Here is a 17,480-nt window from a genome sequence, read left to right on the forward strand (position 1 = left end):
GTTATTGAGCGCTACAAGCTAGGCATAAAGTATAAATGCCTTGTGGATCATTAAACTGGTTAAATGTTGCTAACTCTTTCTTTAATTGTGTTAACACTTGAGTAACTGGCTTATTACCCATGGTAGTTGATGAGATGATATCACTAGATGAGCTATCACTTACACCAATCAGACTGGCACCTTTACCCATTAATTGTTGTAAAAACTTATTACGTGAAGAAGGCTCTTTCTCAATTAATAGTGTCTCATATTGATCAAGCTCAGCGAGCTCGGCAGCTGCTAGTACAGCGTCCGTTAAATTACCAAGTTCATCAACTAAACCTAACTCTTTTGCTTTCGCACCAGACCAAACACGCCCTTGAGCTATTGCATCAACTTCTTCTAGTGTCATGTTTCTATTTTCTGCTACTAAAGAAATAAAGTCTTGATAGCCTTTATTGATACTTAACTGAAACAGTTGTGCCATACCATCACTCAATGGTTGAGTTGGACCAAAACCCGCTATATCAGTCGTACCTACACCATCGGTGTGGATGCCTAACTTACTTAGTGAATCTTCAAATGTCATCATCATACCAAAGATACCAATTGAACCTGTGATGGTTGAAGGCGCAGCATAAATTTTATCTGCAGGAGCAGAAATCCAATAACCGCCTGATGCAGCATACGTACCCATAGAAGCAATAACAGGTTTGCCAGCAGCTTTTAATAATTCTACTTCTTGACGAATAATTTCTGAAGCAAAAGCACTACCACCAGGGCTATCAACACGTAAAACTACTGCTTTTACTTTGTCGTTCATGCGAGCTTTTCGTAAAAGCTTAGCCGTTGAATCGCCGCCTATAGTGCCTGGTTTTTGAGTACCATTTAAAATAGTCCCTTTGGCAACAATAATAGCGACTTTATCTTTTTGTTTAGGTGCCAATGATGGAGTAGCTTTACTTGCTTCTAAGTAATCTTTAAAACCAATTTGGCTGTAACTATTACCTTTTTTATTTTCACCTACTAAGTCAATTAATTCGGTACGCATTTCATCACGTGTTTTTAGTTGATCAACCCAATTATTGGCAAGCGCATATTGAGCAAAACTGCTATTTGATTGATTAAATTTCTCTAAAATATCAGTAATGCTTTCATCAAAATTTTCTACCGTAAATTCACGTTGTTGTGCTACGTCAGTTTTGTACTGTTGCCATAAATCATTAAGCCATAATTTATTCGCTTCTTTAGCTTCTTCTGACATATCATCACGTAAAAAAGGCTCAACCGCTGACTTAAACGTACCAACTCGGAAGATATGCTGTTTTATTGCTAGTTTTTCAATTGCTGATTTAAAATACAACTTATAGCGGCCGTAACCATCAAGTAACATAAAGCCTTCTGGATTCAACCAAACATCATCGGCATAACTGGCTAAATAGTATTGATCTTGTGAGAAGTGATCACCCAAAGCGACAATTTTTTTGCCTGACGCTTTAAAATCTACCAGCGCTTTACTCACGTCTTGCAGTTTAGTTAGCCCAGCATTTTTCATACCTTGGAGCTGTAATAATAATATTTCAACCCGATCATCATTTTTAGCTTTACCAATTACATCTATAACATCAGCTAATAAAACTTCGGGTTTATCTTCTTTTTGTCCTAATGCTTCGTTTAAAAAAGCATCCATAGGATTGATTTCATGTTTCTGCTCAACAAGATCACCAACTAGGTTTAACACTAAAGCTGTTTTCTTTGGAACTTCAACCTGATCTTTATCGCTAGCTATCACAACGATAAAGCTAATAAAAAATACAATGAATATGAAGTTTAAAACAACAGAGCGGGTTAGGGTAAACAACCACCAAATTCCGGATAAAATGCGTTTAAATAAGTTAACTATCGCAGTCATAAAATTTATCTTTAATTTAATTAATATATTAGTAACATCTTACCTTAAAGTTATTTAGATTTGGCGACTTGTTTGTAAATAAATACGTCATAAACTAATAAATTAAATTTATGCTATCAATTTGAAAGATTTTTTATCCGTTCAGGTTCTATACTTAACTATAACCAATAAGTTAAACCGCTAGTTGAGAAAATAAAACATGAAATTACTATTATCTACATACCAACAGTTTTTAGATAAACTGCCAAATTTTGATGGCATACCAGCCTTGTTAATACGTTTGTACCTGGCTCCCATCTTCATCATGGCAGGCTTTAGTAAAACACAGTTATTAAATGAAGACGTATCTGGCTTATCGGCATTTTTAGCGGATCCAAATATTATTGCTTGGTTTGGAAATAGTGATTGGGGCTTAGGTTTACCATTTCCAGCATTGTTGGCTAACTTGGTTATTTTGGTTGAATTTTTCGGTGGTTGGTTATTACTAGTAGGCGCTTTTACCCGTTTAATCTCTATTCCTTTAATGTTTACCATGATAGTCGCTGCAACAACTGTGCATGCGGATAATGGTTGGTTTGCTATTACGCCAACAAATCCAGAAATTAGTGCGGCGAAAGTGTTTGATTGGTTTGGTGCTGAGCAGGCAAAAGCAAGTCTTGAGAATAGTGCGGATACTGCGAATAAGTTAGAGAAGATGCGAGATATTTTAGATGAAAATGGCAATACTAATTGGCTTTATTCAAATGGAAATATTGTCGTGTTAAATAATGGTATTGAGTTTTCAGCGACATATTTTATTATGTTATTAGCATTATTTTTTATTGGGGCAGGTCGTTATACCAGTATCGATTATTTCCTTTATAAAAGGTTAACTCAGCAGGTTTAAGTTTTTCATATAAAATTGAGTAGCTGTGGCAGGTATTTAATCTGTTTAGTATAACAGCTACTCAATTACTCATTAGCTATTGTCGCTAATGAGCACTTTACTTCTTTTTCTCTTCATCAATGTCTCTCCCCAATGATAAATAGCAAGGCCGGTGATCACTAAACAGGCACCGAATAAGATTTTGCTGTTAAGTACTTCATTATTTAATGTTGCCCCTAAAGTTAATGCAATGACCGGTGTGATCAAGGTAATTAATGCTACAGAGCTAGCCGTTAACCTTTGTAATACATAAAAATATGCAAAAAAGCCGATCAGAGAGCCAAAAACACCAAGATATAAGGTTGACCAAATAGACTTTTCTTGCCATTGGCTGATAGCCAATGAACCATCAAGTACTAACCAGGTGATAAAAAATAACGGCGTCGCAATTGACAACGCACCTACCGTTGTTGCCATTGGGTGAATGGCTAAAGAAATACTTTTTACTAACACACCACTTAAGCTAAATAACGTCACAGCAAGAAAAATAAACACCAAGCCATAAACACTATCTCCTTGTAATGAAAAGTTATCGGAGCACACCAATGCTAAACCAATAAAAGATAGCAACATAGCTATTTTTTTAACGGTACTTATTTTGGGCTCAGCTAAAATTTTCTGTGCAAATATTGCTGATAACACCGGAGATAAGCCAAAAACTAACGATAACACTCCCGATGATAAATAACGCGCGGCTAAGTAAGAAAATAACATGCCACCGAATATTCCCAGTGCTGAGTAACTATATAATCGCAGCGCTTGTTTATGCCAAGGTAGAGAGATTTTTTTTAAATAAATAATGCCAGCACCTAATACCAACGCAATTATCATTCGCAATAATACAGCTAACGTTGGTGCGATAGATTCGCTACTCCAAATTATAGCTAATGGTGTGGTAGACCAAATTAATAATACCGCTAAATAGGCAATTGACACTTGCATTGTACACTCCTTTTTTGATGAAACTTAACACTGGCAGAGTCTTTACGGCTATTGATGGGGATAAAACAAAAAAGCCGCAAAAAATGATTTCTGCGGCTTAATTATTTACTGAGTTATTTAAAAACTAACTGAAAAAGAGCACCGCATTTTTTGGCCACACACGAACGACCATATTTAACCAACATAATGCTGGTAAAGTTAAGTGATGGTTTGTTCGTTTGAGGTTCGGGGTACGTTTCATTACTTTTTGTTAGTTTGTAATTAATTGTTCGATAATTATCTATACTGGCGTTGCAGCATAATTAAGTCAAGCGATCTTTAATTACAAGTTAAAATATCTGTGTGTATTGAAAGTAACTTTAGGTATACACTACAGCCATTAACAATAAACTGAAGATTACCATTAATGACTAATATTGATTTTCTCTTACAACGACAATCTAATCCATTACTCACAGAGCCAGCGCCAAATTCATCACATCTGGATAGTATTTTAGCTGCCGGCATCCGCGTTCCTGATCATGCTTGTTTACAACCTTGGAATTTCACTGTGGTAACAGGCGAGGGCTTAGTACGGTTAAGTGAGCTTTTTGTGAATAGTAGCGATGCAGGTGCTAATTTAGAGAAAATAGCAAAAATGCCCTTTAGAGCACCCATGATCATTGTGGTTAGTACTGCATTTGTCAGTCATGAAAAAGTACCTCAGCAAGAGCAATTAATTACCGCTGGCTGTTGTGCCCATGCTATGCAAATGGCTGCAGTTGCTTTAGGTTATGGTGCAATGTGGCGTACAGGAGAGTTGGCTTATAACGAAGCAGTTAAAAAAGGCTTAGGTATTAGTAACGATAATGAGATCACGGGCTTTTTATATATAGGGACTGAAAGTAAAAAGTTACCGGTAAAGCCGGCAAAAAGTATTGAAGGTAAAGTGAGCTATTGGCAGTAATAGCAATCGACATAAAGATATAGTCACTTAGGACTACAGGTGCAATACTAAAACAAAGGTTGATATTTTAGTTGCCAAGAGAATTTTTAGCGAAAAAAAAGCCTAATTAAAGGCTTTTTTTATTTTCACTATTTTTTACTCATATCAAATGATGATAATTAAAAAGCAGCGTTATTAGGTGTTCTTGGGAAAGGGATCACATCACGAACGTTTTGCATACCAGTAGCATAAGCGACTAAGCGTTCGAAACCTAAACCAAATCCAGAATGAGGTACTGTGCCGTAACGACGTAAGTCACGGTACCAACTGTAATCAGCAGTATCCAAGCCCATTTCTTCTAAGCGGTTATCTAGCACATCAAGGCGTTCTTCACGTTGACTACCACCGATGATTTCACCAATACCTGGTGCTAAAATATCCATAGCTGCGACTGTTTTACCGTCGTCGTTTAAACGCATGTAAAAAGATTTAATATCTTTCGGGTAATTTTGTAGAACTACAGGACCATTAAAGTGCTCTTCAGCAAGAAAACGTTCATGCTCAGAGTTTAAATCAACCCCCCAAGAAACTGGATTTTCAAATTTCTTGCCACAGTTTTCTAATATGGTAATAGCATCAGTGTAATCTAAACGAACAAAGTCAGTTTCAATCACAGAGTTCAATCTATCAATAACGGTTTTATCGACACGTTGTTGGAAGAAGGCAATATCATCTGCACGCTCTTCTAATACTGCTTTAAGTACATACTTCAACATTTCTTCGGCTAAATCGGCAGCATCAGCTAAGTCTGCAAAAGCAATTTCTGGCTCTACCATCCAAAATTCAGCTAAGTGACGAGAAGTATTAGAGTTTTCAGCTCTAAATGTTGGGCCAAAGGTATAAACTTTTGATAACGCGTTACAATAAGTTTCAACGTTAAGTTGGCCAGAAACGGTTAAAAAGGTTTCTTTACCAAAGAAGTCTTGCTTGTAATCCACTTTGCCACTGTCATCACGTGGTAAGTTTTCCATATCTAAAGTACTGACACGGAACATCTCACCAGCACCTTCACAATCACTACCTGTGATTAATGGTGTGCTAATCCAAAAGTAACCTTTTGAATGTAAGAAACGATGGATGGCTTGTGCTAAACAGTTTCTTACACGAGTCACAGCGCCGCCAATGTTTGTACGAGCACGTAAATGTGCTTGCTCACGTAAAAATTCAATACTATGGCGTTTAGCTGCCATTGGGTAAGTATCAGGGTCTTCAACCAAACCAAGTACTTCAACAGCTGTAGCTTGAATTTCGAAAGACTGACCTTTACCAGGAGACTCTACTAAGATACCGGTAACTTTTACCGAAGCACCTGTGGTAAGTTTAAGTACGTCTTCTTGATAATTATCGAGATCATTAGGCACAATTGCTTGAATGGCATCGAAGCACGAACCATCGTGTATCGCTAAAAAAGAAATGCCTGCTTTAGAGTCGCGGCGTGTTCTAATCCAACCATGTAGGGTTATAGTTTCATCAACAGGGTATTTACCCGCTAATACATCAGTAATCGCTATAACTGACATTGAATGACCTCTTTTAATATCTAATTCTTTGAAATTTGCTTTTACGCAGAAAATGGGTTGATATGTTACCGTGACTGTTATGTTTAACAAGTAAAATTTGTTAAATTAGCGCACAATAATGAAAATAATAATAATAATATCGATAAAATCAGGAGTAAGATGAATAGAGTTCAAGAAAAGCGAATAAAGGATAGACGAAAATCTGCTGATTTTTGGTTTTATCTAGCAAGAGTGATGACATTCGCAAGCTGGTTTTTGTTCCTTTTTGCTATTGTCATGTCCTTTTATGCTGCCCCTGAAAAAAGTTATGGGGTTGCCCGTTATTACGACCTTGAAATTAGACGCTTTTGGCTAACACCTTTAACAGGTTATTTGTATCTGGTTATATGGGGCAGTGCTGCTGGTAGCTATGCTGCCCAGTTGATCAATAAATATCGTAATCGCCGTAATAGTGATAATCCATATTACCACTTATATATATTACTGATCATGAACCTAATTTGGCTTAGTGTTATTGTTGAGCATGTACTGTCGGTAAAAAAACTCATTAATTAAAACAATCATCTTCATTTAATACCGTTGCAATAGCGGTTACTAATGTTGTTAGCTGCTCATGATTAATAATCAGTGGTGGAATAATATAGATAAGCTTGCCAAATGGACGTATCCACACGCCGAGCTCAACAAAGCGCTTTTGTATCTGTGCTACATTGACATTTTCTAAACACTCTACTGCGCCAATGGTGCCTAAAACACGGGCATCTTTAACACGAGGATGACTTGCTAGTGGAGTAAGCAGTTCCATTAATTGCTCTTCAATAGTACTCACTTGTTTTTGCCAGTTATTTTCAAATAACAATTCAATGCTAGCATTAGCAACCGAACATGCCAAAGCGTTCCCCATAAACGTGGGACCATGCATAAAACAGCCTGCTTCACCTTCACTAATGGTGTTAGCTATCTCATTAGTACACAGTGTAGCTGCTAATGTTATGTAACCACCGGTTAGTGTTTTACCCAAACACATAATATCAGGACTAATGTCAGCCCATTCACACGCAAATAACTTACCTGTGCGGCCAAAACCTGTCGCAATTTCATCAACAATCAATAAAACCTTATATTGATCACATAATTTTCTACATGCTTTAAGGTATTCAAGGTGATAAAAGCGCATGCCCCCAGTACCTTGTACTATCGGCTCAATGATAAAGGCTGCTAATTCTTGGTGGTGCTCAGCAAAAAGCTCACTGAGTTCGTTTGTGTCTTGCTCTTGCCATTGCTGATAAAAGCCAACACTAGGCGCAGGAGCAAAATAGCTTTGCATTAAGACTTTCTCGAACACTTGATGCATGCCTGTTACAGGATCACATACCGACATAGCTGCAAAGGTATCACCGTGATAGCCATTACGAACGGTCATTATTTTAGTTTTATTCTTAAAGTCTTTTGATTTACTTTGCCAATATTGCAATGCCATTTTCATTGCCACTTCGACACTGACTGAGCCAGAATCAGAAAGAAAGACCTTGTCTAACCCTTGTGGTGTTAATCGAACAAGTTTCTCACATAAATCTATGGCACTTTGATGAGTCAACCCTCCAAACATTACATGCGACATTTTTGTCGATTGCTCTATTAATGCTGCATTTAATTTTGGGTGATTATAACCATGAAGTACAGACCACCATGATGACATACCGTCTATTAGGTTTTCACCAGTCGCCAGTTTTATGTAGACGCCTTCAGCACTTTCAACTAAATAAGAAGGTAAGGGGGATGACATCGACGTATAAGGGTGCCATACATGTTTTTTATCAAACTCAATTAATTCAGTGTATTTTTTGTTCATTTGTTAACTTTAGAGGGGTTCTGTTGTTGACAATACGTTTAGGATGGCTAGACTACCCGTTAATTTAGTTAGATGCAAACGAGTAATTATGTCCTTGTCAGTAGAATCCGTAACCGTTAATAATGAAGCGAAACAACACTCACCAGTTCGTCATGATTGGACTATAGCGCAAGTTGAAGCTTTGTTCGCTATGCCTTTTAATGATCTTATGTTTGAGGCACAAACAGTTCATAGACAGCACTTTAATGCTAATGAAGTACAAGTAAGTACGTTATTGTCGATTAAAACGGGGGCATGTCCAGAAGACTGTAAATATTGCTCGCAAAGTGCTCGTAATAAAACAGATTTAGAAAAAGAACGTTTACTTGAAGTTGAGAAAGTATTAGAAGCCGCTCAGAAAGCGAAAGCGATGGGCTCTACGCGTTTTTGTATGGGCGCTGCTTGGCGTAATCCTAAAGAGCGTGATATGCCAATTGTTTTAGATATGATCAAAGGTGTTAAAGCACTGGGTATGGAATCATGTATGACTTTAGGCATGTTATCTGAAGATCAAGCAGGGCAATTACAAGAAGCCGGTCTTGATTATTATAATCATAACCTTGATACCTCACCTGAGCATTACAATCAAATTATCACAACTCGTACCTACCAAGACAGACTTGATACCATAGACCACGTAAGAAGTGCCGGAATGAAAGTATGTAGTGGTGGTATTGTAGGCCTTGGCGAAAAAGCGGTTGATAGAGCGTCATTATTAATTCAATTAGCCAACTTACCAAAACAGCCAGAAAGTGTACCAATTAACATGTTAGTTAAAGTTGAAGGTACGCCATTAGCCGATGTTGATGATTTAGAAAGTTTTGATTTTATCCGTTGTATCGCTGTTGCGCGTATCATGATGCCAAAATCACATGTGCGTTTATCTGCGGGTCGTTCAGAAATGAATGAACAAATGCAATCGTTATGCTTTTTAGCGGGCGCCAATTCTATTTTTTACGGTTGTAAATTATTAACAACTGAAAACCCTGAAACAGATAAAGACACTGAATTATTTCAAAAGTTAGGTATCAATACTGAAACCGTCGAAGATGACAGTGTACTTGAAGAAAAACAGTTAAAAACTGCTTTAGTGAATGAGCAAAATAAAGATTTGTTTTACGACGCTGTTCGCTAATAACTGCTATGGCATTTGATTTTATTCATGACAGAATAACAGAGCAAAAATCTCAATCGCGTTATCGACAACGTGTATGCATAAAGCCAGCTAAAAATGTGGCCGTTGATGGACAGCCTGAAATAATCATTGATGAGAAAAGTTATATCAACTTTTCATCCAATGATTATTTAGGCTTGAATAATCACCCCAAGATTAATAAAGCAATGCAAGAGGGCGTGGATAGATTTGGCTTATCGGGTAGCTCTTCTAGTTTGGTTACTGGATTTAGTTATGCTCATCAAGTGTTGGAAGAGACTATATGCCAATGGGTGAATAAGCCTAAATGTTTATTATTCACCAGCGGTTTCACTGCTAATATGGCGATGTTTCAAGCCTTAGGTGAATCAAAAGATACCAGTTTCTTTTTAGATAAGCTTTCACATGCCTCAATGTTAGATGGCGCATTCTCTAGCAAGGCAACGGTTAAACGGTTTGCTCATAATGATATGGGCAAGTTATCGAGTTTATTGGATAAATCAACATCAAAGAATAACCTGATTGCTTCTGAAGGTGTCTTTTCGATGGATGGCGATCAAGCAAAGTTATCTGACTTAGAGGGCATAGCCAAATTACATGATGCATGGTTATATATTGATGATGCTCACAGTATTGGCGTTATCGGTGAGCAAGGTCAAGGAAGTGCAAGTATTATTGATACTAATATAAGCATGGCAACTTTTGGAAAAGCTATCGCAACAACAGGTGCTTTTATTGCCTGTGATGAAAATGTACATGATTACTTAATTAATTATGCTCGGCATTATATTTATTCCACGGCCATTTCTCCTGCTTTAGCTTGGGCAACAGTAGCCAGTATTGAATTAATTAAATCTGAACAATGGCGAAGAGATAAAATAGTTGAGCTGAGTAACTTGTTAACTCAATTATTAGATCCTAGCATTAAGGTAGTTATCTCTCAGTCATCAATTCAAGCAATAATTATTGGTGATGAACAAAAAGCGCTTAATGTCAGTCAACAAATAAAAAATGATGGGTTTTGGCTCACAGCAATTCGTCCACCAACGGTTGCTAAAGGTACGTCTCGGTTACGCGTAACCATATGTTCCAACCATAACAATAACAATATCAAAGCACTAGCAAAAAGTTTAAATAAACACTGCGCTAGCTAAGGTGTAAGAAAATTTTAATGGAAATCAATAAACAACGTACTGTTGAAAGAGAAAAAATTGCCAAAACGTTTGGTTCGGCTAGTCGTTCTTACGATGTGTCAGCACGCTTACAACGTTTCTCAGGCAAACATTTAATGCCTTGGTTGCCTAACAGAAATGATCTTACGGTATTAGATCTTGGCTCAGGAACTGGTTTTTTTACAGATCTACTAGCAGGTAGTTATAAGAAGGTTATTGGCTTAGATCTCTCTAAAAAGATGCTACGCTTTTCTGCTGAATCACGTAATAAAAATATTAGCTGGATAGAAGCCGATGCGCATAAAATTCCACTACAAGATAATAGTATTGATTTTATCTATTCTAATTTAGTCATTCAGTGGTGTGAGCCTTTAGATGTGGCTATTGACGAAATGTTGCGTGTACTAAAACCAGGTGGGTTAATTATTTTCACCACTCTTGTTGATGGAACATTACATGAGCTTAAATCATCTTGGCGCCAAGTTGATGATGATCAACATGTTATCGACTTTAAAACGGAAGAAGATTTAGCCGAATATTTTAATAATGACAAAGCCAGTATTATCGAGCATAAGTGCCAAGATATTGTATTGGAATATCAAAACGTTATTCATTTAGCGCGTGAGTTAAAAGGGCTAGGTGCGAATCATTTACCACAAAAACGTAACCGTGGTTTATCTGGAAAAGATAAGTGGTTTGCAATGACAGAGCATTATCAGGATTTTCTTGAACCTAACGGTATATATCCCGCAACGTACCGCTTGTACTCAGGTCTTGTTGTTAAATTAAATACCTAATCAAATACACTATGAATAATATTTTTATAACTGCCACAGATACTGACGCAGGTAAAACCTTTGTAGCCTGCGCACTCACTAAAGCATTAGTAAACCTTGGTAATAAAGTTGCTGTTTACAAACCTATCTCTGCTGGCTGTCAGCGTGTTAACAATGTCTTGATAAATGAAGATGCTAAATTACTAAGCGAGTTCGCTAATTGCCAACAGAGCATCAGTGACATTAACCCGATAGCATTTTTAGAGCCCATAGCCCCTCATATTGCAGCCAGTAAAGTAGGGAAGTCTATAACAGTAGCAGACATAAATCTCGGTTATGAAAAGGTACAAAACTGTAACGCAGATATCACCATTACTGAAGGTGCAGGTGGCTGGCGCTTACCTTTAAATACAAAGAGTGATGAAAAGGTATTTTTATCTGACTTTGTTAAACACCAACAACAGAAAGTTATTTTGGTGGTGAACATGAAATTAGGCTGTTTAAATCACGCGCTACTTACTTATGAAACTATTAAAGCAGATGGTTTAGATTGTATAGCTTGGATTGCTAATACTGCGTCACTATCAACAATGAGTAATCTAGATGAGAACATTAGCTCATTAGAGCACTTATTGCCGATACCCAAAATAGCTCAATTTGATTTCTATCAAGACGATGCAATGTCTCTACACGATAAAATTCATCACGCAGCAGATCAAATAGACACTAGTTTATTACGCTAAATACAGCATTACTTCTCAAGCTCTGCTAAGCAAGCACTGGCAATAAAGCCCGAACGTGTTTTGTAAGCAGAGCTTTTATTTACTCTATCATCTATTTGCTTTATCAATAGCTCGGGTAGGGTTACGTTAATTTTATGACTCTTTCCTAAATAAGCAGTTATATCAATATCAACAACCGCCCAAAAAGCTTGTCCATAGGTATGCGGATTTTCATCGGCATAAATTTTTCTATGTTTATCTATCGATGATGCATTAGGAATCTTCTCTCCATACTCAGCCAAAATAGCTAAATGCGATTTAATATTTTTGGTGATCTGTTCAAACCCCAAATCAATTGAAACTACATTGACCATACAACCGGGTAGGTCAGGGACGATAACTTCATAGCCATCATTGCCGGGTTTATTCACAAAAACAATTGCGTATTTCATCGTATTTAATCCTCAAAAGCATATTTCATCACTATAACTCTAATAACTCTCTTGGTCAACATTGTGGTAACCCCGATAACTCTTTGTTTGTTGTTACATATAACTCTGACAACTCCGTGATTGTTTGTTATGGCAACCCTGATAACCCCATTCTGTTAGAAGTGAATACACACTTTAAGTAATGATTATTAAAAATGGAGGTTGGTTTTTGTTTCTTTAAAGTTAGGTAGGATAAGGCCTTAGCTAAGATTAACAGGTGCATAGATTGGCATTTGGTAACTCTAGAGTTGTAAAAAATAAAGATTAGCGGGATAAAATTAACTAACGAAGTTCACGTATTGAAAATATTTACTAAGAAGAGGACACTAGTTACTGAATAGTATTCAAGTACTGAAAAGTTTTAAATAAAATAGAAACAGATCCTATTGGAGTAATAATGTTTAACGACGTACTAAATTTTTGGTTTGACGAATTAACACCGCAGCAATGGTGGCAAAAAGATCCCGAGCTTGATAATAAAATAACGGCTAAGTTTTTAAGTGTTCATCAACAAGCTAAGCAGTGTGAGTTATTTCATTGGCGTGATTGCGCAAAAGGCCGGTTAGCAGAAATTATTATTTTGGATCAGTTTTCTAGAAATATGTTTAGAGACAAGCCTGAAGCATTTAGTCAAGATCCCTTAGCATTGTCTCTAGCGCAACAAGCAATAAGTGTAAAAGCTGATCAAGAGCTTAGCGCACTAGAGCGAAGCTTTCTTTATATGCCTTTTATGCATAGCGAATCTTTGCTGATACATCATCAAGCCTGTAAGTTATACAAAGATAATGGCATTGAAAGTAACTATCAGTTCGAATTAAAACATTTAACTATCATCGAACAATTTGGTCGCTACCCTCATAGAAATATCATTCTGGGACGGCAATCAACACCACAAGAGCTAGCGTTTCTTACCCAAGCTAACTCTTCATTTTAATATTCATCATACAAGGTAACGTTATGTTCAAGCTTATAAACTTAATACTAGGTTTTTTACTCCTCACTCAATTTAATGTCAATGCAACAGATCTTAAAGTCGGTATGTTAGCACCTGATTTTAAGTTACAAGCGACAAATGGGGATTACTATCAATTAAGTGACTATCGTGGCAAACAAGCAGTTGTTTTAGCTTGGTATCCTATGGCTAATACACGAGGCTGCACCATAGAATGTAAATCATTAACAGAGCAGGGGCATTTGATCAGAGTTTTTGATGTCAGTTATTTTATGGTGAGTGTTGACCCACTAGACGATAACCGTGATTTTGCTAAAAAAACGGGTGCAGACTTTCCAATGTTAAGTGACCCAAGCAAAGTAACTGCTAAAGCATATGATGTGCTCAACCTTTTTAAAGTCGCTGATCGAGTTACCTTTTATATAGATAAAAATGGAAAGATCATAAAAATTGATGAAGACATCCAACCTAAAACCGCAGCACAAGATATCGTTAATCATTTAACATCACTGAATATCTCGAAAAAATAAAACCAATGAGTAACGGATTTTCTACAAATTTCATCCTTTGATTTCATCTAGTTACTTAAGCTTCTTTTAGTTAAACTTTATTACAATTGTACAACAAAGTTTAACTACAGCTAACAGTTCCTCATTTTTATCTAGGTATACTGACTTCGAATTTCAGGGCCGGTACGACCAGTCCTGTTGATTGAAGTTATTTCTAATTAGAACAAAGTATTAAGTTGTTCTAATTATCAAATAACTTTCATTTTAAGGAGTATATCTATGAAAAATTTATTATTAGTAACCTTTACGACGAGTGCCGTTTTATCTCTTCCCGTTATGGCGAAAAACTCAACCGATAGTCTATTTGGCGATGTTGCATTCTTAAATGATAAGGAAAAAGCTAAAGTAATAGATTTAGCCACAAGTGACAAAAACGAAACCACACTATCTGCAAATTATAAGCTCAACAACGGTATTATCATTGGAGCTGAAACAATTTATGACTGGAATAGTGATACCTCAGGCATAAAAGAAACCGCTATCGGAGCGGCTTATCGATATAATTTCACAGATAATTTTTATGTTATGCCACAAGTTAGCTACATATTTAGAGATCGCAGTAGCGACTTTACGCTAAGCACAAAAGCTTTCCCGGTTAATCCAGACTTGCCATCAACCTCCTGGGGAGATCCTAAATACAATGTGGGCGACGCTTGGAGAGTAGGTTTGCAATCTGGGTATCATTTCAACAATGGCGTGTTTATATCAGCAAAATATAATTATGAGAAAAGCAAAGACACTTTTAATCTAGATGCCTTTCAAGTTGAAGAATTTAGTGCTCATTCCACAATAGGCTTTGATAAAACAGTACCTAACCATGAATTAGGCTTAACGTTAGGCTATCAATTTTCAGATGTCGCTGTGGTATCGGCTAGTTGGACACAGAATAAATTTTCAGATGTAAATGGCGTGGCTTACGATGGTTATCCGCCTATTTCACCAATGACAGAGCCAGCTTCATTTAAAGGTAAATCCTCAAATTACGAAGTAAAAGCCTCGTATTTAGGTTTTGGCAAAGTTGTTCCTTATGCAAGTTATAAACGTCAAGATGACTTAACAATAAAATCAAGCAGCTTACCTGCAGATATTGTTGGCACCGACAGTAACGTTTTCGAAGTAGGCGTCTCTTATAAGTTTTAACCTGTTTAACTTATAAGCGTTAACTTAAATAAAACGCTAAAACCTCGTCATTATAAAGCTTACATTTATGTAAGCTTTTTCATATATCAATTTAACACACTAGTAGGATTTAAGTATGTTCAATACTCAGTGGAAATTTACCTTAGCATTGCTGAGCTTTTCATTGGTGTTCAGTTCATCTTCATACGCAGAGATGAATGCACAACGCCAAACAACGAAAATTCCAAATACCATGAATATTCCAGACAATGAATTTAGCCAGTTAATACAGTTTTGTTCGATAGAAAACGGTGATTTCAACGATTGTATTGCCTATGAAGTATTTCGTGTTGAGCAAAGTATCAAACGTAATTTAAGGCAAGAAAAAGCAGCTAAGGAGCGAGATCATAGTTTACCTGATACGCGATTTATGAAAGTCCCCGCAGAAGTCGATTTATTACCAGAGTTTTCCAGTGATGTTCGAGGACAGTATAGTGTTTGTAAACAACCTAGAAAATGGTATCAAACTCGCAGAGTCTATGATGGCAGATGCCATAGTAAAACTCGTAAATTACATAATGCCACCAAACTACAGTGGTATAACGAACATGGGCACAATGCTTATTTATAACTTGTCCTGTTAAATATTATTAACTTATAATTTATCTGTTAATCAATTAATCGACAAAGCAGCTAAAAGTTCCTGATATATGAATAAAGTATCTAAAGAAGTACAAGAGCAAGCACTTAAAGTAGCAAAAGGGACACAACGCCCTAAACAAACCAAAGAGCAAACAAAACTAATTGCGCAAGGCATAGAAAAGGGCATAGCTGAATATAAAAAACAGCAAAATGTAAAAGCTAGAGAGCGAGATAAGCAACGTAAAGCTAAATTAAAAGTATCAGCTAATACACAAAACATATCAGAAGAAGTGGTTAACCCAAATAATAATCGATTACCCTGGATATTATTAGCAGCAAGCTGGCTTGGGTTCATCTCTTGGACTTTATATCATTTAAGCAGGTAAATTATGTGTGGCAGATTAGCAATTAATGGCTCAATAAGCACAATGGTGTCTGATAAATTTAATATTGATTTTTCTAGCCATGAAAATGCTAATCTTTGCCCAAGTGAAACGGTGGCGACTATTATTAAACCGCCCTCAGGATATCAGCAGCTCAACACCCAATGGGGTATTAAGCCTAATTGGTCAAATCGATTACTCATCAACGCTCAAGCAGAAACGGTAGCGAGCAAACCAACTTTTCGACAATCATTTTTATATAGACGATGTTTAGTGCCATGCTCTGCTTGGTATGAATGGCGACTTGAAAATAATAAGAAAGTAAAATATACCTTCAATCAACAACAAATGAAGCCATCTTATATGGCTGGTATTTGGTATGACAATGAACAAACACAATTGGTGACGCTAACCACCTCGCCAAATGAAAAATGTGCAGCCTATCATAAACGTATGCCGGTGATTATTTTAGAAGACGACATTGATTTATGGTTCGAGGCAAACCTTGATGCATTATCACCACTACTAACTGCAGTGAGCAATAATACCATTGAGATCCATGCCAGTTGAGACGAATTACTTTGCTGCAAAATATCAAAATATGTAACTGAAAATATCTAACACCATTTTTAGTTACACAAGTTTATGGTTAAAAGGCCATTATCCTTCCTCTTACTCTTTACAATATTTTTTGCACGCTTTCACCGGAGAAAACGTGCAAAAAACACACTTTCCTCCAATGAACATTATTAGCAATTAATAAACACTTGAAATATAACTATTAAAACTATAAGTTAATAATAATCAATTAAAAATTAGCTGTTTAATTCTTTGTAGAAAAGAGGGGATTTGCCAGTCTAATAAGCTGTTAGGTGACTCGGTAAACTGGTGAAAATTGATAAATCGGAGAAATAACTAAACTGTTGTATTTAAACGGGATAATTGACTTTTGTTGAAGGGTGTGATATCGTTAGAGCGTTTTTTGTCGCTTGTAAAACTTGTTTGAAAGCGGCTCTAACGATATCACACCCAATCACCTTTCCTTTCGTTTTATCCTTATTTTTCAGTCGCTTAGTGGATGTTTTTAGTTTTACTTTAATAGAAAAGCTCTTGATGTTTACATTAATTGTTTTCTTCATGTTCCAGATCTCCGATACATTATTTAATGGCGTTATTTCTACGTTTATTATACCATATCTACTTGATAAACTTAATAAAAAGTAGAAAATAAACGTCACCTAACAAGGCATTCAAAAGGACTGTGAAGTTCCCCGTTTTAGTGGACACCTCCTCATAACATCGAGGAGGCTAAAATGCCTAGATATACACAACCTAAAAAGACATGGC

Annotated in this window: 19 protein-coding genes; 13 read left to right on the top strand and 6 right to left on the bottom strand. The window is 36.5% G+C overall.

The genetic code is table 11. The features are described from left to right. Position 1: 1 nt before the first annotated feature. Positions 2–1,891: a signal peptide peptidase SppA gene (gene sppA, locus AC27IF_RS08625; RefSeq protein WP_487053659.1), complete on the bottom strand. Its 1,890-nt coding sequence runs from the start codon at positions 1,889–1,891 to the stop codon at positions 2–4. Between the two features lie 199 nt (positions 1,892–2,090). Here sppA and AC27IF_RS08630 point away from each other — a divergent pair, with 199 nt between their 5' ends. Then, complete coding sequence (locus AC27IF_RS08630; RefSeq protein WP_487053661.1) at positions 2,091–2,777, top strand: HvfX family Cu-binding RiPP maturation protein; 687 nt, start codon at positions 2,091–2,093, stop codon at positions 2,775–2,777. 72 nt (positions 2,778–2,849) lie between these two features. Here the strand turns inward: AC27IF_RS08630 and AC27IF_RS08635 are convergent, their stop codons facing one another. Next, a complete protein-coding gene (locus AC27IF_RS08635) occupies positions 2,850–3,758 on the bottom strand; it encodes a DMT family transporter (protein WP_487053662.1) in 909 nt (302 codons plus the stop codon). A gap of 406 nt (positions 3,759–4,164) precedes the next feature. On the opposite strand from AC27IF_RS08635, the gene AC27IF_RS08640 reads away from it, so the two are divergent. Further along, positions 4,165–4,704: a nitroreductase family protein gene (locus tag AC27IF_RS08640; RefSeq protein ID WP_487053664.1), complete on the top strand. Its 540-nt coding sequence runs from the start codon at positions 4,165–4,167 to the stop codon at positions 4,702–4,704. A 158-nt stretch (positions 4,705–4,862) separates the two neighbouring features. On the opposite strand, the gene asnS is transcribed toward AC27IF_RS08640, so the two are convergent. Beyond that, positions 4,863–6,263: an asparagine--tRNA ligase gene (gene asnS / locus AC27IF_RS08645; protein ID WP_487053667.1), complete on the bottom strand. Its 1,401-nt coding sequence runs from the start codon at positions 6,261–6,263 to the stop codon at positions 4,863–4,865. A gap of 159 nt (positions 6,264–6,422) precedes the next feature. Here asnS and AC27IF_RS08650 point away from each other — a divergent pair, with 159 nt between their 5' ends. Next, complete coding sequence (locus AC27IF_RS08650; protein ID WP_487053668.1) at positions 6,423–6,818, top strand: hypothetical protein; 396 nt, start codon at positions 6,423–6,425, stop codon at positions 6,816–6,818. Here AC27IF_RS08650 and bioA read toward each other — a convergent pair. Then, entirely contained in the window at positions 6,811–8,115 is a 1,305-nt protein-coding gene (bioA, locus tag AC27IF_RS08655; RefSeq protein WP_487053670.1) for an adenosylmethionine--8-amino-7-oxononanoate transaminase, read from the bottom strand. The genes AC27IF_RS08650 and bioA overlap by 8 nt on opposite strands. 88 nt (positions 8,116–8,203) lie before the next feature. Here bioA and bioB point away from each other — a divergent pair, with 88 nt between their 5' ends. The 4 genes from bioB to bioD are packed head-to-tail and all read left to right on the top strand — an operon-like array spanning position 8,204 to position 11,998. Further along, positions 8,204–9,289 (top strand): biotin synthase BioB, encoded by a 1,086-nt coding sequence (bioB, locus tag AC27IF_RS08660; RefSeq protein ID WP_487053672.1) that lies wholly within the window; start codon positions 8,204–8,206, stop codon positions 9,287–9,289. A gap of 8 nt (positions 9,290–9,297) precedes the next feature. Then, positions 9,298–10,461 (top strand): aminotransferase class I/II-fold pyridoxal phosphate-dependent enzyme, encoded by a 1,164-nt coding sequence (locus AC27IF_RS08665; RefSeq protein WP_487053673.1) that lies wholly within the window; start codon positions 9,298–9,300, stop codon positions 10,459–10,461. 17 nt (positions 10,462–10,478) lie between these two features. Continuing rightward, positions 10,479–11,276 (top strand): malonyl-ACP O-methyltransferase BioC, encoded by a 798-nt coding sequence (gene bioC, locus AC27IF_RS08670; RefSeq protein ID WP_487053675.1) that lies wholly within the window; start codon positions 10,479–10,481, stop codon positions 11,274–11,276. 11 nt (positions 11,277–11,287) lie between these two features. Further along, entirely contained in the window at positions 11,288–11,998 is a 711-nt protein-coding gene (gene bioD, locus AC27IF_RS08675; RefSeq protein ID WP_487053677.1) for a dethiobiotin synthase, read from the top strand. Between the two features lie 8 nt (positions 11,999–12,006). Here the strand turns inward: bioD and AC27IF_RS08680 are convergent, their stop codons facing one another. After that, entirely contained in the window at positions 12,007–12,429 is a 423-nt protein-coding gene (locus tag AC27IF_RS08680) for a type II toxin-antitoxin system HicB family antitoxin (protein ID WP_487053678.1), read from the bottom strand. A gap of 436 nt (positions 12,430–12,865) precedes the next feature. Here AC27IF_RS08680 and AC27IF_RS08685 point away from each other — a divergent pair, with 436 nt between their 5' ends. The 6 genes from AC27IF_RS08685 (at position 12,866) to AC27IF_RS08710 (ending at position 16,703) form a co-directional block, all read left to right on the top strand. Then, positions 12,866–13,402 (top strand): DUF924 family protein, encoded by a 537-nt coding sequence (locus AC27IF_RS08685; protein WP_487053679.1) that lies wholly within the window; start codon positions 12,866–12,868, stop codon positions 13,400–13,402. A 23-nt stretch (positions 13,403–13,425) separates the two neighbouring features. Beyond that, complete coding sequence (locus AC27IF_RS08690) at positions 13,426–13,950, top strand: peroxiredoxin family protein (RefSeq protein ID WP_487053680.1); 525 nt, start codon at positions 13,426–13,428, stop codon at positions 13,948–13,950. A 258-nt stretch (positions 13,951–14,208) separates the two neighbouring features. After that, complete coding sequence (locus AC27IF_RS08695; RefSeq protein WP_487053681.1) at positions 14,209–15,129, top strand: hypothetical protein; 921 nt, start codon at positions 14,209–14,211, stop codon at positions 15,127–15,129. 115 nt (positions 15,130–15,244) lie between these two features. Then, positions 15,245–15,739: a hypothetical protein gene (locus AC27IF_RS08700; RefSeq protein ID WP_487053683.1), complete on the top strand. Its 495-nt coding sequence runs from the start codon at positions 15,245–15,247 to the stop codon at positions 15,737–15,739. Between the two features lie 79 nt (positions 15,740–15,818). Continuing rightward, positions 15,819–16,136, top strand: coding sequence for a DUF2956 domain-containing protein (locus tag AC27IF_RS08705; protein ID WP_487053684.1), 318 nt, complete (start codon positions 15,819–15,821; stop codon positions 16,134–16,136). Positions 16,137–16,139: 3 nt separating this feature from the next. Then, on the top strand, positions 16,140–16,703 hold the full coding sequence (locus AC27IF_RS08710; protein WP_487053685.1) for an SOS response-associated peptidase: 564 nt from the start codon (positions 16,140–16,142) through the stop codon (positions 16,701–16,703). 359 nt (positions 16,704–17,062) lie between these two features. On the opposite strand, the gene AC27IF_RS08715 is transcribed toward AC27IF_RS08710, so the two are convergent. After that, the gene (locus AC27IF_RS08715) at positions 17,063–17,272 is read right to left on the bottom strand and encodes a hypothetical protein (RefSeq protein ID WP_487053686.1); all 210 of its coding nucleotides are present in this window, start codon (positions 17,270–17,272) and stop codon (positions 17,063–17,065) included. Between the last annotated feature and the right edge of the window lie 208 nt (positions 17,273–17,480).

It is taken from the genome of Colwellia sp. KS18-150 (assembly GCF_057551365.1).

What these genes read in the sequence shown, in the direction of transcription:
- AC27IF_RS08715 (WP_487053686.1), bottom strand. Translation starts at nt 17,272, where the DNA reads ATGAAGAAAACAATTAATGTAAACATCAAGAGCTTTTCTATTAAAGTA.
- bioA (WP_487053670.1), bottom strand. Translation starts at nt 8,115, where the DNA reads ATGAACAAAAAATACACTGAATTAATTGAGTTTGATAAAAAACATGTA.
- bioD (WP_487053677.1), top strand. Translation starts at nt 11,288, where the DNA reads ATGAATAATATTTTTATAACTGCCACAGATACTGACGCAGGTAAAACC.
- bioB (WP_487053672.1), top strand. Translation starts at nt 8,204, where the DNA reads ATGTCCTTGTCAGTAGAATCCGTAACCGTTAATAATGAAGCGAAACAA.
- AC27IF_RS08630 (WP_487053661.1), top strand. Translation starts at nt 2,091, where the DNA reads ATGAAATTACTATTATCTACATACCAACAGTTTTTAGATAAACTGCCA.
- AC27IF_RS08695 (WP_487053681.1), top strand. Translation starts at nt 14,209, where the DNA reads ATGAAAAATTTATTATTAGTAACCTTTACGACGAGTGCCGTTTTATCT.
- asnS (WP_487053667.1), bottom strand. Translation starts at nt 6,263, where the DNA reads ATGTCAGTTATAGCGATTACTGATGTATTAGCGGGTAAATACCCTGTT.
- AC27IF_RS08710 (WP_487053685.1), top strand. Translation starts at nt 16,140, where the DNA reads ATGTGTGGCAGATTAGCAATTAATGGCTCAATAAGCACAATGGTGTCT.
- AC27IF_RS08705 (WP_487053684.1), top strand. Translation starts at nt 15,819, where the DNA reads ATGAATAAAGTATCTAAAGAAGTACAAGAGCAAGCACTTAAAGTAGCA.
- AC27IF_RS08635 (WP_487053662.1), bottom strand. Translation starts at nt 3,758, where the DNA reads ATGCAAGTGTCAATTGCCTATTTAGCGGTATTATTAATTTGGTCTACC.
- AC27IF_RS08680 (WP_487053678.1), bottom strand. Translation starts at nt 12,429, where the DNA reads ATGAAATACGCAATTGTTTTTGTGAATAAACCCGGCAATGATGGCTAT.
- AC27IF_RS08685 (WP_487053679.1), top strand. Translation starts at nt 12,866, where the DNA reads ATGTTTAACGACGTACTAAATTTTTGGTTTGACGAATTAACACCGCAG.
- AC27IF_RS08700 (WP_487053683.1), top strand. Translation starts at nt 15,245, where the DNA reads ATGTTCAATACTCAGTGGAAATTTACCTTAGCATTGCTGAGCTTTTCA.
- AC27IF_RS08665 (WP_487053673.1), top strand. Translation starts at nt 9,298, where the DNA reads ATGGCATTTGATTTTATTCATGACAGAATAACAGAGCAAAAATCTCAA.
- AC27IF_RS08690 (WP_487053680.1), top strand. Translation starts at nt 13,426, where the DNA reads ATGTTCAAGCTTATAAACTTAATACTAGGTTTTTTACTCCTCACTCAA.
- sppA (WP_487053659.1), bottom strand. Translation starts at nt 1,891, where the DNA reads ATGACTGCGATAGTTAACTTATTTAAACGCATTTTATCCGGAATTTGG.
- AC27IF_RS08640 (WP_487053664.1), top strand. Translation starts at nt 4,165, where the DNA reads ATGACTAATATTGATTTTCTCTTACAACGACAATCTAATCCATTACTC.
- AC27IF_RS08650 (WP_487053668.1), top strand. Translation starts at nt 6,423, where the DNA reads ATGAATAGAGTTCAAGAAAAGCGAATAAAGGATAGACGAAAATCTGCT.
- bioC (WP_487053675.1), top strand. Translation starts at nt 10,479, where the DNA reads ATGGAAATCAATAAACAACGTACTGTTGAAAGAGAAAAAATTGCCAAA.